The 14,764-nt window shown below is 58.5% G+C and carries 11 protein-coding genes, 1 tRNA gene and 1 pseudogene; 8 read left to right on the plus strand and 5 right to left on the minus strand.

Annotated elements, in window-relative coordinates; genetic code table 11:
- Positions 1–56: 56 nt before the first annotated feature.
- The 3 genes from HMPREF1257_RS11250 to HMPREF1257_RS11260 are packed head-to-tail and all read left to right on the plus strand — an operon-like array spanning position 57 to position 3,954.
- Complete coding sequence (locus HMPREF1257_RS11250; RefSeq protein ID WP_023025680.1) at positions 57–1,175, plus strand: TrkA family potassium uptake protein; 1,119 nt, start codon at positions 57–59, stop codon at positions 1,173–1,175.
- Positions 1,176–1,907 carry an NAD(+) diphosphatase gene (locus HMPREF1257_RS11255; RefSeq protein ID WP_023025682.1) on the plus strand — a complete coding sequence of 244 codons (732 nt, stop codon included), beginning with the start codon at positions 1,176–1,178 and terminating at the stop codon, positions 1,905–1,907.
- Positions 1,900–3,954, plus strand: coding sequence for an ATP-dependent DNA helicase UvrD2 (locus HMPREF1257_RS11260; protein WP_023025684.1), 2,055 nt, complete (start codon positions 1,900–1,902; stop codon positions 3,952–3,954). The genes HMPREF1257_RS11255 and HMPREF1257_RS11260 overlap by 8 nt, the downstream gene beginning before the upstream one ends.
- On the opposite strand, the gene HMPREF1257_RS11265 is transcribed toward HMPREF1257_RS11260, so the two are convergent.
- On the minus strand, positions 3,932–4,798 hold the full coding sequence (locus HMPREF1257_RS11265; RefSeq protein ID WP_232208576.1) for a hypothetical protein: 867 nt from the start codon (positions 4,796–4,798) through the stop codon (positions 3,932–3,934). The genes HMPREF1257_RS11260 and HMPREF1257_RS11265 overlap by 23 nt on opposite strands.
- A gap of 121 nt (positions 4,799–4,919) precedes the next feature.
- Between HMPREF1257_RS11265 and HMPREF1257_RS11270 the strand changes: the two genes are divergently transcribed.
- On the plus strand, positions 4,920–5,441 hold the full coding sequence (locus tag HMPREF1257_RS11270) for a M48 family metallopeptidase (protein ID WP_023025688.1): 522 nt from the start codon (positions 4,920–4,922) through the stop codon (positions 5,439–5,441).
- Positions 5,442–5,447: 6 nt separating this feature from the next.
- Here the strand turns inward: HMPREF1257_RS11270 and HMPREF1257_RS11275 are convergent, their stop codons facing one another.
- Positions 5,448–6,893 (minus strand): zinc-dependent metalloprotease, encoded by a 1,446-nt coding sequence (locus HMPREF1257_RS11275; protein WP_023025690.1) that lies wholly within the window; start codon positions 6,891–6,893, stop codon positions 5,448–5,450.
- Positions 6,894–6,986: 93 nt separating this feature from the next.
- Between HMPREF1257_RS11275 and HMPREF1257_RS11280 the strand changes: the two genes are divergently transcribed.
- Positions 6,987–8,051 (plus strand): PDZ domain-containing protein, encoded by a 1,065-nt coding sequence (locus HMPREF1257_RS11280; RefSeq protein ID WP_034659654.1) that lies wholly within the window; start codon positions 6,987–6,989, stop codon positions 8,049–8,051.
- Between the two features lie 22 nt (positions 8,052–8,073).
- Here HMPREF1257_RS11280 and HMPREF1257_RS11285 read toward each other — a convergent pair whose 3' ends face one another.
- Together HMPREF1257_RS11285 and HMPREF1257_RS11290 are read right to left on the minus strand one after the other, a co-directional pair.
- Positions 8,074–8,727: a hypothetical protein gene (locus tag HMPREF1257_RS11285; protein ID WP_023025695.1), complete on the minus strand. Its 654-nt coding sequence runs from the start codon at positions 8,725–8,727 to the stop codon at positions 8,074–8,076.
- 36 nt (positions 8,728–8,763) lie between these two features.
- Positions 8,764–9,300 carry a PPA1309 family protein gene (locus tag HMPREF1257_RS11290; protein ID WP_005281826.1) on the minus strand — a complete coding sequence of 179 codons (537 nt, stop codon included), beginning with the start codon at positions 9,298–9,300 and terminating at the stop codon, positions 8,764–8,766.
- Between the two features lie 123 nt (positions 9,301–9,423).
- Here HMPREF1257_RS11290 and HMPREF1257_RS11295 point away from each other — a divergent pair, with 123 nt between their 5' ends.
- The 3 genes from HMPREF1257_RS11295 (at position 9,424) to HMPREF1257_RS12315 (ending at position 13,418) form a co-directional block, all read left to right on the plus strand.
- A complete protein-coding gene (locus tag HMPREF1257_RS11295; RefSeq protein ID WP_034659653.1) occupies positions 9,424–12,393 on the plus strand; it encodes a UPF0182 family protein in 2,970 nt (989 codons plus the stop codon).
- A 162-nt stretch (positions 12,394–12,555) separates the two neighbouring features.
- Positions 12,556–12,632 (plus strand) — tRNA-Met (locus HMPREF1257_RS11300).
- 168 nt (positions 12,633–12,800) lie between these two features.
- Positions 12,801–13,418, plus strand: coding sequence for a hypothetical protein (locus tag HMPREF1257_RS12315; protein WP_156904658.1), 618 nt, complete (start codon positions 12,801–12,803; stop codon positions 13,416–13,418).
- A 609-nt stretch (positions 13,419–14,027) separates the two neighbouring features.
- On the opposite strand, the pseudogene HMPREF1257_RS11305 reads toward HMPREF1257_RS12315, so the two are convergent.
- Positions 14,028–14,737, minus strand: a pseudogene (locus HMPREF1257_RS11305) (IS6 family transposase).
- Between the last annotated feature and the right edge of the window lie 27 nt (positions 14,738–14,764).

Below are 14,764 nucleotides of genomic sequence, written 5' to 3' on the forward strand. Positions count from 1 at the left end.
GCGTCCCCGTATAACCGGCGAAATGAAAATTCGATCCAGAAAAGAAGGCTGGGCCAGTGGCCAAAAAACGTGCGAAGGCATTCAAAGGGCGTATTAAACAGCGCTTTTTGCCGCAAGTCGAGTTGTCCTCGCAACCTGATCACGCGCTCCTTGATGTCATCACTGTGCCCAAGGATCACAATGCCAGCCCGTGGCGGCAGTTGGCCAAACGCGCGCTCTGGGCATTTGGCATCCTCATCTTCGTCACCATCGTGGTGTACTTAGACGGCGATGGCTATAGCGAGGACATGTCGCTTTTGGATTCCTCCTACTATGCCGCCGTCACGCTGACCACCGTGGGGTATGGCGATATCGTTCCGGTCACGGAGCAATCGCGGTTTATCAACCTTGTACTTATCACCCCAGCCCGCCTCGTCTTCCTTGTGTTGTTGGTCGGTGCGACGCTATCCGTGCTCACGGATAAGGCCCGCCGCACCTTTGAAATCCAGAACTGGAGAAAGCAATTGCGTAACCACACCGTCGTTATTGGCTATGGAACGAAGGGTGCTGGGGCAGTCGCCGCGCTCTTGGCAGACGACGTACCCACCTCTCAGATCGTGGTCATCGATAACAACCGCGCCTCGCTGGCGCATGCGGAACACCACGGGCTGGTCACCATCTTTGGTTCGGGCACCAAACAGGACGTGCTCAAGGTCGCCGGGGTGGAGCACGCAGACTCCGTGGTGGTCACCCCATCCTCGGACGATACCGCGGTGCTGTGCTGCCTATCCGTGCGCGAGCTTGCCCCGAAGGCCAAGATTGTGGCCTCGGTGCGCGAGTCTGAAAACCGTCACCTCTTGCGCCAATCTGGTGCCGATTCCGTGGTTACCTCTGCAGAGACCGCCGGCCGCCTCCTGGGGCTTGCTACCGTGACCCCCACCGTGGTGGAAATGATGGAGGATCTGCTTTCTCCCAACGAGGGATTTTCGGTATCTGAGCGCGCCGTACGCGAGTTTGAAGTCGGTTCTAACCCGCGCCACTTGGCGGATATCGTGCTCGCGGTGCTGCGCAATAACGAACTCCACCGCGTGGATACGGCCGATGCCTCCGCACTGAAACCGGGCGATCGCCTGCTGTATATCAAGCACGATCTGGAACAACCCGTGGAAGTGCAAGATGAAGACGAGGAGGATTAATTGTATTTGCCCGTAACGGAGACGGGACTAGTGCCTGCTACCGCGAGTGGGGACGCCGCGGTGGTGGAGGAATTGCCGGAAGGCGTGGGAGAACCAGAGATGGTGGACATCGGCGCGCTACACGTTTTTGCCTGCCCGGAAGGTATTGCGCGGCGGATGGGGCAATTGCAACCCGCAACTTTTTTCGCCTCTAATTCCCTGGTTATGCAGGCCATTGCCCTGATCCGCAACCGGTTGGAGCAGCGCTTCGATCCGCGCGCGGGCCACCCGTTGGACTACCCAACGCCGGGTATCGTTGGCCGCGATTCGCAGGATTCGCGCCGCTTGGTATTCCCGCGCCTGGACCCAGCCGTCATTGGGCTCATTGAGCTAAAGGGTGAGGAGAAGATTTTGTTGGCCCGCAATCGCAGGCGCAATGGCTTCTTCTCCTTGATCGCTGGTTACGTGGAACCAGGCGAGACCATTGAGGCCGCCTTTGCCCGCGAAACCATGGAGGAAACTGGGCGGCGCATTGAGAATCTTCGTTACTGGGGATCCCAGCCGTGGCCGCCGAGTGGCTCGCTTATGCTGGGCTTTCACGCAGAGACATCGGATGTCCAGGCCACCTGCCATACTGATGGGGAACTGGAAGAAATTCGTTGGGTGACCCGCGCCGAGCTGCCTAAGCTTCCGCTGGCCACCGCGGGTTCTATCGCACACACGATGATTATGGAGTGGTATCACGGTGAATAAGCCGGATTTGTCCTTGCTGGATGAAGATCAACGCCGCGCGGCTACGGCCCCGCGCGGACCGGTGTGCATTTTGGCGGGCGCGGGCACTGGTAAGACCCGCACCATTACCTATCGCATCGCCAACATGGTGGATCAAGGGTTCGTAAACCCACAGCGCGTTTTGGCCGTGACCTTCACCGCGCGTGCGGCAGGAGAGATGCGGGATCGCCTGCGCATGATGGGCGTGGCTGGCGTGCAGGCCCAAACCTTTCACGCAGCCGCGCGGCGCCAGTTGAAGTATTTCTGGCCGCAGGTTGCAGGCGATCTGCCGTGGACGCTATTGGACAATAAATTCCCGCTGGTAGCCCGCGCGGTGCGCTCGGTTGGGCTGGATAATTCCAAAGACATGATCCGGGACGTGCTGGCGGAAATCGAATGGGCGAAATCCGCGCTGGTAAGCGCCGAGGATTATGAGAGCGTGATCGTGGAAACGGATCGCAGTGCCCCGGCAGATGCAGCCAAGGTGGCAGAAGCCTTCCGTCGCTACGAGAAGGCCAAAGCTACCCCGGATATGATGCACTTGGACTTCGATGACCTGCTCATGCACATCGCCGGCGCCATCGAGAACGTCCCTGCCATTGCGGAGACCTTCCGCGAGCAGTACCGCACCTTCGTCGTTGACGAGTACCAGGACGTCACGCCCCTGCAGCAGCGCGTGCTGAATGCTTGGCTGGGTGATCGCGATGATCTCACCGTGGTGGGCGATGCCAACCAGACCATCTATTCCTTCAATGGCGCATCACCGGAGTACCTGCTGAATTTTTCGCGCAGCTATCCGGATGGGACCATCGTCAAGCTGCAGCGCGACTATCGTTCCACGCCGCAGGTAACGGATTTGGCTAACCGGGTCATCGGCAAGGCTACGGGGCGCGCGGCGGGTACTCGCCTGGAGCTGCAGGGCATGCGCGAGCCTGGGCCGGAGCCGACGTTTAAGGCCTACGAGTCTGAGGAAAATGAGGCGCAGGAGGTGGCTGGGCAGGTGCTCACCCTGCTCAACCAGGGCGTGCCGGCCTCAGAGATTGCCATCTTGTACCGCATTAACGCCCAGTCGGAGCAGTTTGAGCAGGCGCTTGCCGATGCCGGAGTGGTCTACCAAGTCCGCGGCGGTGAAGGTTTCTTCCGCCGCCCGGAGATTCTGGAGGCCATTCGCGTGCTCATTGCCGCTACACGCCGCGATGATTTGCCGGAAGACCCGGTGGCGATTGCGCGTGCTGCCTTCGTTGAGCTTGGGCTCAGCGCCACCGAACCGCAGGGCGCGCAGGCCCGCGAGCGCTGGCAATCGCTGAACGCGCTGGTGGGATTGATTGAGAAGATCGTGGAATCCACCCCGGGTATCGATCTCAACGGGGTGCTGGGCGAGCTGCGCCGCCGCTCCACCGATAAGCAAGCCCCCGCTATGGAGGGCGTTACCCTTGCTACGGTGCACGCGGCAAAGGGCTTGGAGTGGGACGCTGTCTTCCTCGTCGGGCTGAGCGAAAAGCTCATGCCCATCAACCACGCCATTAAGGCGGGTAACGAGCAGATCGAGGAAGAACGCCGCCTGTTTTATGTAGGCATTACCCGCGCCCGTGAACACCTAGCCCTGTCGTGGGCATTGGCGAAGACCGCCGGTTCCAGGGCCTCCCGGGAGCGCACCCGCTTCCTCGACGGCATCGCGCCAGGCGTGGAATCGGCTGCGGGAAGTGGCCGCTCCCGTCGCCCGAAACGCTGCCGCGTGTGCAGCGGGGTACTAGAGACCCCGGCGGAAAAGGTCATTGGCCGGCACGAAGACTGCGAGGGCAATGGCGATGACGAGGTCTTTTCCGCCCTGCGTTCGTGGCGCGCGCAGGTTGCCCGGGAAGAAAAGGTTCCGGCCTATGTCATCTTTACGGATTCCACTCTGCAGGCCATCTCGGAAGAGCTGCCGGTAGATGAGGCGGAGCTGCTGTCCATATCTGGAATTGGGCCCAATAAGTTGGAGCGCTACGGCGAGCAAATCCTGGAGGTCATTCGCTCGGTGCGGATGTAGCCAGATTGACCTTGCCGCCGTAACACACCGGGCAGCGCGGATGGGCGATGGCCGTGCGCTGCTGGTGGCGGCCGTAGACGTCTACCTCCCATTGTTGGCCCGGGCGCGGAAATGAGGTTGGCGCGCCTGGCGGGAGGGGGCGCTTGCTTAGGCGGCGGATCACCACCTGTGCTTGGGCCGCTACCGCATCGATGACCAGGTTTTCTGGCTGTCTGCGCACGCTGGTGAGCTGGGAGGCGATGGCGCTCCACTGCGGATCCGCATCCACGTGGAATAAGTGAATGCACAGCGGGCAGGGGCCTTGCCCTTCCACGCGCAAGGGCCCGATGATGCCGCGGTTATCTAGGAGGGAGATGGGGAGCCACGTCGTCGGGGTTCCGGCAAGCGCATTGGCGCAATCGATGGGGCAGTGGAGCTGGTCTATGCCAAGTACTGTAAAAAGCCCATCGAGGTCGTGGATATAGGAAAAGATATTATCCTCATCAAGGGGGATGCGCACCGTATATCCATCTGCTGCCAAGCGGGCGCGCAACTCCAGAGCAAGCGGGGATTCGCCTAGCATGATGATGGTTTCACGCTGCTCGGGATGTGGCGGCTGAGGCCAGAGGATGCCATAGTCCAAGGCATCATCGATGAGGCTGCTGGCGGCGGCGCTATCCAAGCCGGCCGCTTCCAACCGCGCCGCCAATTCCCCGGAATCGACGGGCTGATGGGCCGTGGCAAAGGCGCGAGCCACGCCTTGCGCATTGCCCGTATCCGCCACCGCCACCCGGGTGGCGTCCATCCCAAATTGCACCACGGAATCCTCGCGGCAAAATACGCCACACCCTGGCGCCAATGTCACACGTTGAGCCGTGCCTTGTGAGCCAGTCACTGGTTCTCCCCCTCGAATCCCCTTTTATCACCCCGAATACGGCACATGTGCCGCATGTGCGTCCATTGCACCACAGGTACAATGGCCTGTCATGTCGAGCACGCAACCACCAGGACGTACCCACCCTGAGGTCAAGGTTATCCGCTCTGCGCGGCGGCGAAAGTCGGTGCAGGCGCGCATGGTGGCCGGGGTATTGGAAGTGCGCATTCCGGCCTGGATGTCCGCCCGCGAGGAAAACGAGGCGGTACAGGATATGCTCGCGCGCTTGGAGAAGAAAACCGGTGGTGCGGCGAAGACCGATGCGGCGCTTCTTCAGCGCGCCAAACAGCTCAACGCGCAGTACCTGGAAGGCCGCGCGTGGATTGGGTCCATCCGGTGGGTGAGTAATCAAAATACGCGGTGGGGTAGTTGTACTACCTCCACCGCGGATATCCGGCTGAGCAACCGCCTACAGCAGGTGCCGGATTATGTATTGGATTCGGTCATCATCCATGAGCTCACCCATACCTTCATCCCGCGCCATGGGCGCGAATTCTGGCAGTGGGCCGATAGGGCGCCCCACGCCGAGCGGGCCAAGGGCTACCTTGAGGCCTACCAGCGCTGGGGCGGTTAGAGCGAGCTATTTATCCTCGCCGCCGTTGTCCTTATCGGTGCTCTCGTCGCTGTCGTCACCGTCGTCGCTGCCCTTGGAATCCTGGTCCTCTGCAGAATCTTTGTGCTCTTCGGAATTCTTTTCGGAGTCCTCGCCGTTTTTGAGCATCTCCTCGAGCTTTGCAAATTCTTCCTCGAAGCCCTCATCCGGCTCGTCATCCAAGAGGGAATCGATGAAGGCGGCCGGGTTATCGAGGTGCTCTGCGGTGGGCAGGAAGTCTGGGTGGTCCCAAGCCTTATCGCGCTTCTCTACACCCACGGCTACGGTGGCGCGGCGCCATAGCTCGGCGGCCTCGGTCACCTTGGGGGCGTTGAGCTCGATGCCGACGACCTTGCTGAAGGCCTGCTCGGCAGATCCACCGGTGCTGCGGCGGTGCGCCCAGGCCTCAGTGAGCTTGGAGGTAGAGGGGATGCGCTCGCCCAAGGCCTCGCTTACGACGTGCTCGGCCCAGCCCTCAACCAAGGCCAGCAGGGTTTCCAGCCTGGAGGCGGCGGCGGTGTTCTTGGAGGTAATGCGCGGGGAGAGATCCATTCCCTGCAACTTGCTCATGGCTTCCTGGATGGCCTGCGGGTCGCCGGATTCCAGGTTCAGCTCGCGGGCGAGCTCTTCAATGTGGGAGGTATCAATGACCAAGCCGATGGCGTATTCCTCCACGGAGGAGACGATGCGCTCTACCAGCCACGGCACGTGCTTAAACAGGCGCTGGCGGGCGGCCTCGCGCGCGGCGATGTAGACCAAAACCTCCTGGCCAGGAACGTTGAGCTCGCGCGCGACCTTCTGAATGGTATGCGGCAAAAGCGCCACCGTATTGGCCGGGGCGATGGGCAGGCCAAAGTCGGAGCCGGTTAGTGCCTGGCTGGCCAGATCGCCCAAGGCGTGGCCTAGCTGCATGCCGAAATTCATGCTGGACATTTGGCCCATCATCTTGGTCATTGGACCCATCATTTCACGGGCCTCTTCCGGCATGGACTCCAGCTGGGCATCGTTCATGTGCTGGGCTACCGGGGTGACCATGCGCTTCCAGGCGGGCATGGTTTCTTCCAGCCACTGCTTGGAATTCCACGCCTGCGTGGCGCCGGAAGCGGTGGGGAGAATGGAGGCATCGTCAAGCCACAGCTCCGCTAGGCGCACCGATTCCTCTACTGCCTTGGAATCTTCTGCGCTGATATTTTTTGACTTGGGGATCTGCTGCAGGGCGATGCGCTTGGCCATGTCGTAATTGACCGGCCCGGAGTTCTGGGGCGAGTTCATGGACGAACCCATGCCGGAGAGCATCTGACCGAACTGGTTCAGCATGTCTCCGAGGCCGCCACCATTACCGCCGCCGAATGCGCCGAACGGGTTCTGGTCACGACGGCCGTCATTATCGTCGTCATCGTTATTTGGGAAAGAAAAACCGAATCCGTTGCTCATGTGCTCCAATCTACCGGCACCGTGCGGAAAGTTTCCATGATCACAGCAACGCTGACAGCGAACAGTACGCCAAAGGTTGTAGGCTATTGCTTCGTGAATTCTCCTGCTAGCCGTCGCGTCCGCACCATCGCCTGGGGGGCTATCCCCGTTGTGCTTACCGGTGCGTTGGTATCGCTTGACCATATCCCGGGCACCGATGTCTCGCTGACCGTTCCCTATGCCGCCGAAGGCCCTGGCCCCACCGTGGATACGCTGGGCGAGGTTGATGGCACCCAAGTCGTTGATGTGCAGGCGCCGAAGACCTATGAGCCCAGTGGGCACCTCAATATGACCACCGTGTCCGTGCGCACCAATATGACCTTGGCTCAGGCACTGGGGCGCTGGGCGCTTACCGATGACACCCTGGTGCCCATCGATACCGTCATTCCGCAAAACATGACCGATGAAGAGGTCCAAGAATCCAATAAGCAGGCCTTTACCCAATCGGAGTCTGCGGCCACCATCGCGGCGATGGACTATTTGCAGCTGCCGGTCAAAATCACCGTGGCGGAGGTCATCGAGGACGGCGCCGCTTCGGAGCACCTTAAAAAAGACGATGTCATCACCGCCGTCGATGGCACCGAAGTCACCGAGCCGAGCGAGGTTCAAGACATCATCAAGGACAAAAGCCCCGGCGATAAGGTGAAAGTCAGCGTCACGCGCGGGGATAAAGAGCTCAGCGAAGAAATTGAATTGGGCGAAAACCCGCACGATAAGGGCAAGGCGTTGCTGGGAATCGCCATGCTATCTCAGCCCAAGGACGATATTTCGGTGAACTACAACCTGCAGGATATCGGCGGGCCGTCAGCGGGAATGATGTTTACCCTGGCGGTCATCGACAAGCTCAGCGATGAAGACCTAACCGGTGGCACCTTTGTGGCCGGCACCGGCACCATTCAGGCCGATAGCGAGGTCGGGCCAATTGGTGGCATCGAGCATAAAATCGCCGCTGCGCACGAGGCAGGCGCCGAGCTTTTCTTGGCACCCAAGGACAACTGCGCGGCCGCGGCCGGCAGCGACCACGGTGATATGACCATTGCGCAGGTAGAAGACCTCGACGATGCCGTGGCGGCTATGAAAGACTTTGCGGCGGGCAAAGACGTAAAAGAATGCAGCTAATAAACGCTCATGAGGCCGCGGCCTAGTCCTGGACTAAGCCCAATTCCTTAATCATTTCTTCCGGATCTACCTGGTCAGAAGAGATCATCTGCTGCATGACCAAGCCTTGCTTATTATCTACCACGGTGATAACCGCAGTGGTGCCCAACGTGGACCAGCCGACGACGCGATCGCCATCATCCTCGATGGCATGGGAGCTGCGCAGCTCCGTAAGGACTTGGGTGGTTTGGGAGGCCTTGGAGTGGGACTTGAAGAATTGGAACTGCCCCACCTTAGGGCCGGAGCAATTGTAGGAAGAATCCCCGCCGGTGGAATCGCAACGCTCAAACTGGGCAAATAGGTCCTTGGGCGCGAGCGACTTATACACGTCATAGACTTTGGCCACTGACTTATCCAACTCGCCGCTAGTACTCGGCTCGCTGGTGGTGTTTTCTTCGGAAGCCTCGTCCGCATCCTTATCTGCCGATTCTGATTCCGTGGAGGACTCGGTGTTAGATGCTGTGGACTCCTCATCGTTTTCAGAGGTTGTGGCGGACGCAGAGGTGGTCTCCACGGGGGCATCGTCAGGCGCATCAGCATCGGAGGAACAACTTGCCGCAGTCACGCTCAGGCCCAGCAGCACCGCCGCGGTAGCGGTACGGGCAGACGATCGGCGGGAAGAAGGAAGGCGTCGCACTGTATAGAACTCCTTGGTTGCGGGCTTAATTGCTACCTAGTCTAGTTCATCCGGGTCCTGGTTAAGGCCATAGCGCAGCGCGGCGATAACACCAGGGGCCACCTGCGGGCCGCCGCGGAGCTGAATATCGTCCTCAGCAAAGGGACCCGCTGCCTCAAGCTCTTCTTCAGTGGGCCGCAGCTGCAGCAAGGTAGTTTCAATTCCTTCCTCGCGCAGGGCACCCGAATACAGGCGCGCCGGGCGAGGGGAGGGGTCCTCGCTAGAAGTATCCCGGAACTTGATCTCCTGGGCCAAGATGGCGCCCGCGACCTCGCGCGGCCAGGCCAAGCGGGAGACGTAATCAGCCAATTCTTCGGACCCCGGCTCGATGTTTTCGGGGACATTGTCTTGGACGATAAGAGTTAGCGGGGACGCGGTGTCCTCATCCATCGCCGCTAGCTGATCCGCCACCAGGTGGGTGGGAACCAGGGCAAAGATGGTGGGGCGGGCGTCCCAACCTTCAGCATGGACGAAATCCACGGCCTCCGTCATAGCGCGGTTTAATGCTGGCTGTGATAATTCGGGGGAACTCATAGGCATCCTTATTCGTTATCTGTGTATTGATTCCTTAAACTGGGAAAAGTCTACATGTTTAATATTCGCACTATTTGATTGGAGCTGGCGTTGTCCCTAGGGTCATCCACACCAGCCGCCCCATTGAAGCGGCCTCCCAAGGTCGCGGCAATTATTGCGGCCATCATTGCCGTCCTCTTGTTCTTCGGCCCCATGCTCGTGGGCATGTACACGGATTGGAGGTGGTTTGGCTCCATTGATTACCGCAGCGTTTTCACTACCGCAATTATTGCGCGCATAGTCCTCTTTATCATCTTCGGGCTCGTCGCTGCCGCGGTAGTGTGGGCAGCCGGGTTCTTTGCTTGGCGCGGCCGCCCCGACTCCCTGGATATGGGGGATTTGAATTCGCCGGTCTATCAGTACCGCCAGTCCATTGAGAAGTCCATGGGTGTGCTGTTCAAGGTCATCCCGGCCATCGTGGGTATCATCGCCGGATTCATCGGCCAGTCCCACTGGCGCGATGTGATGCTATTCCTCAACGGCCAGGACTTTGGCGTGCAGGACCCCCAATTCCACCACGACTTGGGCTTTTATGCCTTTAGCCTGCCCGTATTGCAGATGGTGGTCAGCACCCTGTCCATCCTGCTCGTGCTCGCTTTCCTCATTGCCCTGTTCGGCCACTACATCTTGGGAGGAATCCGCATTGGCAATAAAGCCGCTGGGGTGCGCGGCTCCATCTCTCGCGCGGCACGCCTGCAGCTAGCCATTACGGCTGGTCTGTGGATGGTGGCCCAAGTCGCCGGCTACTGGCTGGAGCGCTACGGGCTGCTGTATTCCGAGCACGACCTATTTACCGGTGGTTCCTACACGGATATCCACGCCTACCTGCCTGCCAAGATCATTTTGATGATCATCGGCGTTTTCGTCGCCATTGCGTTGTTTATGGCCATCGTCATTAAAGACCTGCGCATCCCTGGCCTCGCCGTTGTGTTGATGCTCGCGTCCTCCCTGATTATCGGCCAGGCATGGCCGCTGCTGATGGAGCGCTTCTCGGTACAGCCAAACCGCCAGGCCAAGGAAAACGAGTCCATTGCCCGCAATATTGAGTCCACGCGATTTGCCTATGGGCTTACCGATGACCACGTGACCTACAAGGAAAACTGGGGCGGCGATGACGTATCGGATGACAAGGTTGCCTCCGATAACGCCACCATCAATAACCTGCGCCTGCTGGATCCAGAGATTCTGTCACCGACGTTCACCCAGATGCAGCAGCTGAAGAACTTCTACGGTTTCCCAGAAACGCTGTCCATGGACCGCTACGAAATCGATGGCAAGTTGCGCGACTTTGTCGTTGCGGCCCGCGAGCTGGATCCGAACGAGCTGCGCGAAAACCAGTCCGACTGGATTAACCGCCACACCGTTTATACTCACGGCAATGGCTTCGTAGCTGCGCAGGCCAATACCGTGGATGAGGTCGCCCGCGATGCTGGTTCCGCCCGCGGTGGTTACCCCATCTTCACCGTTTCTGACCTGCAGACCCAAGCCGGCGAGTCCGAGGGTGAGGGCGAGACTCAAGACGCAGAGAAGTCCTTGGGCATTAAGGTAGACCAGCCCCGTATTTACTACGGCCCGGTCATCGCAAGCGCCGCCGATAACCTGGACTACGCCATTACCGGTACCACTGGTGAGAATCCGGTGGAATACGACACCGATAGCACCAACTACACCTATGACGGTGACGGTGGCGTTGAGATTGGCAATATCTTTGACCGCACCATGTACGCCGCCAAGTACCGCGAGCTGAACTTCCTGCTTTCGGATCGCGTGGGCAGCGAATCCAAGCTGCTCTATGACCGCGATCCTCGCGAGCGTGTGGAAAAGGTTGCCCCATGGTTGACCACTGATTCCGCTACCTACCCGGCCGTTATTGATGGCCACCTGAAGTGGATCGTTGATGGCTACACCACCCTGGACTCCCTGCCGTATTCGCAGCGTGCTTCGCTTTCCGATGCCACCCAGGACGCCCTCAACCCCGATGGCACCACCCAGCGCTTGGTCAATGACCAGGTGGGCTATATCCGCAACTCCGTGAAGGCGACCGTGGATGCCTATGACGGCAGCGTGGATCTTTACGAGTTCGATAAGGAAGACCCCGTGCTCAAGGCATGGGAAGGCGTCTTCCCGGATGTGGTCAAGTCGGAATCTGAAATCTCCGATGAGCTACGCGATCACTTCCGTTACCCAGAGGACATGTTCAAGGTGCAGCGCGACCTGCTAGCGCGCTACCACGTCGATGACCCGAACGTCTTCTTCAATAACGACGCCTTCTGGTCCGTGCCGAACGACCCGACCGCGGAGGAATCCCGTGATCTGAACCAGCCGCCGTACTACGTGATGGCTGCTGATCCGGAAACCGGCGATCCGAGCTTCCAGCTGACCACCTCGTACCGTGGTTTGAACCGTGAGTTCCTGTCCGCGCACATGGCGGTATCTTCCGATCCGGATACCTACGGCGATATCACCGTTCGCGTGCTGCCAACCAATACGCAGACCCAGGGTCCGAAGCAGGCGCAGGACGCCATGATGTCTTCTGACCAGGTTGCCCGAGACCGCACCCTGTGGGAGGGCACCAACGACCTGCACAACGGTAACTTGCTTGCCTTGCCGGTCGGTGGCGGCGAGATCCTCTACCTCGAGCCGATTTATTCGCAGCGCAAGGATCAGGCCTCCGCCTTCCCGAAGCTCCTGCGCGTGCTCGTGTCCTACAAGGGCCGCGTGGGGTATGCACCGACTATCGGTGATGCCCTTGAGCAGGTGGGAATCGACGCAAAGTCCGCGCAAGACATCGAAGAGATTGAGGGCGATTCCGGCGACGATGATGCCGATAAATCCGAAGCCTCTACCGATAAGAAGGACGAGAAGAGGGAGTCTTCTGAGGAATCCACTCCGGCTTCGGCCCCTCGTTCCTCCGATGAAGCAGGCGCTATCGATGACATCAACAAGGCCCTGAAGGGCCTGGAAGATGCCCGCGACGGTTCCTTCGAAGAGTACGGCCGCGCCCTAGATGAGTTGGACAAGGCAGTTGAGTCCTACCAGAAGTCCGAGGGCTAAAACCTCCAACTTCTCGCACTCGAAACTCAGGAAATAAGGCACCTACCCAGGGGATTTGGGTAGGTGCCTTCCTGTCTGTATAGTTACAGAAGTCGCCGGGACAGAGCGAATACATTAAGTATTAACGCACTGTTCAAGCGCAGATGATGGAAGTCATCTCGACGCGGGGTGGAGCAGCTCGGTAGCTCGCTGGGCTCATAACCCAGAGGTCGTAGGTTCGAATCCTGCCCCCGCTACCAACTTCCAAGCCCCTACCAGTAGAAACGCTGGTAGGGGCTTTAGTTATTTCTCTTAAGGAGCACGTCCTGGGACTCAAATCGGGACTTTAGCGATGGCATTTTGTCACTTAAGCCGGTTTGGAAGTGATGCTGCCCTGCTGTGGAAGCTTAAAAATAAACGAAGGATCCTTGCTTCCACAGCAGGACAGCATAACCACTCCGGCGCCATCGAAGAACGCAGGAACAAAGACAAAGTTAATAGAGCGCGAAGATGGCAACCAGCTAGTTAGCACTAGTGATGGAGACGCCCCTTTGGAACTTTCTTTTGAGTTCTCAGATTCCTTTCTTGAAAAGCTTCCAAGCGGACACATTCTAGTACGTCCAGCAGAAGGTGAGGAACCTAGCGCATACATTGAACCTGCCTGGGCCAAAGACGTAGATGGAAACCAGGTAAATACTCATTTTTCAGTTGATGGAGATAAGATAATCCAGCACATCTCGTCGAGCCCTGCCGGCAAGCCGGTTATTTCAGATCCCTATATCCGAGACGTTCATGGCTGGGGAAAGAAAATCGGACAAGAGCTAGTCTTTTCCAAGGACGAGACGAGCGGGATCGTCATAGGAACTGCTTACTGCGCCGGTAAATTAGCAGGAGTTGGCCTAGGCTCTTGGCTAGCCAAAGGTGCGTGCGCAGGCGTTTCCGCAGTAGCAGGTCACGCCACTAATACAGGTCGATGCCTTACCATCCGAGCCCTCGGAGGAAAGTACTCCCCAAACATCGTATTCCCGTATGCAACTCGATGCTAGAATCTAGAATCAAGAAATACAGTTGCGCATTTCACCGTAAGTAGACATGGAAAATAGCCGAGTTCTAGTTTTAATTGGAATCACCCTAATTATTTGGTGCGCGCTATACAGGTACAGAAAAACTACCGCTAAATGGGTTTTATTGCAGCCTCTTTAAATACCTGCCTAGCGTTTGTCCTAGGCCTATCAGGATTTTTAGGTCTAGGACATGATTCCATCGATTTGTTGTCTCTAGTAAACGTATTTTTAAACACGTTTATATTGTTGGCCATAGGCCAGTCCCGCAATCGAAGTAAATCGACCCGCATTAAGGATGTATAAATCGATGTCCCCCGATCGCGACATTAACCCGCGCCAATTTTACTAACACACACCTAGCACCTGTTGCCGCCAAGCCAAGGAGATTCTCTGAAAGTATAGGCTTGGATGCAAGTAATATGATCTTTTATAGTTCCTGATTGTGCCCACATAGATTCCGTCCCAAACCTACCGTGTATCGGGCATTGAAGGTGCTATAGGTATACAAATCGTCGGACTGGTGTAAAGTTGGGTGGAGAGCAGTGAAGACTCAGTTTCTCATTCCCTGATGGCCGCTGCGTGTGGGCGTTGTTAGGCCGTCTCGAAGACCTGGTTGACGATCACCGCGTCCGGGTTCGGTTGCCTGTTGGCAAACATCGCGCCTTGCCCTTTCCGCAATGAGTGCATCGCCTCCATCCCTTTCAACGTCCGATATGCAGATGTCCGGTTCTTAAACGCGCCTTTCGGCCCGAGGATCCGCTTCAGCCGACCATGGTCGCCTTCCAGGATGTTGTTGAGGTATTTCACCTGCCGGTGTTCCACTGTTGGCGGGCAGATTCCCTCTGACTTCAACTCGGCGATTGCCCTGGCTAGGGAGGGTGATTTATCGGCGTTGGTCACTCTGAGATACCCGGCTGATGCATTGGATCTGAGGGCCTTGGCCAGGAAACGCTTCGCTGCAGCCACGTTCTGCTTCGAAGAGAGGTAAAACTCCAAGGTCTGGCCACCGGCGGTGATCGCCCGATAGAGGCAGCACCACCTGCCGCCGATCCGGATATAGGTCCCATCCGCCCGCCAGGAACTGGCCTGCCAGTCAGGTACCTGCCGGTACCACCGTGTTTGCTTTTCCAGCTCAGGGGCGTATTTCTGGACCCAGCGGTAGATCGTGGTGTGATCGACCGGCACGCCCGGCTCGGTCATCATTTCCTCCAGATCGCGGTAGCTCACCCCGTAGCGGCAGTACCACCCACTGCCCACAGAATGATGCCACGGGAAAAATGACAACCGGAGAAGATACCCATGGCTGTGACTATTTCACGTCGCCCTTC

The sequence above is a fragment of the Corynebacterium sp. KPL1814 genome, from assembly GCF_000478175.1.
In the GTDB taxonomy this organism is placed as follows: domain Bacteria; phylum Actinomycetota; class Actinomycetes; order Mycobacteriales; family Mycobacteriaceae; genus Corynebacterium.

Excerpts from the sequence above, each read along its gene's own strand:
- HMPREF1257_RS11290 (WP_005281826.1), bottom strand. The coding sequence starts at position 9,300 with ATGAGTTCCCCCGAATTATCACAGCCAGCATTAAACCGCGCTATGACG.
- HMPREF1257_RS11275 (WP_023025690.1), bottom strand. The coding sequence starts at position 6,893 with ATGAGCAACGGATTCGGTTTTTCTTTCCCAAATAACGATGACGACGAT.
- HMPREF1257_RS11270 (WP_023025688.1), top strand. The coding sequence starts at position 4,920 with ATGTCGAGCACGCAACCACCAGGACGTACCCACCCTGAGGTCAAGGTT.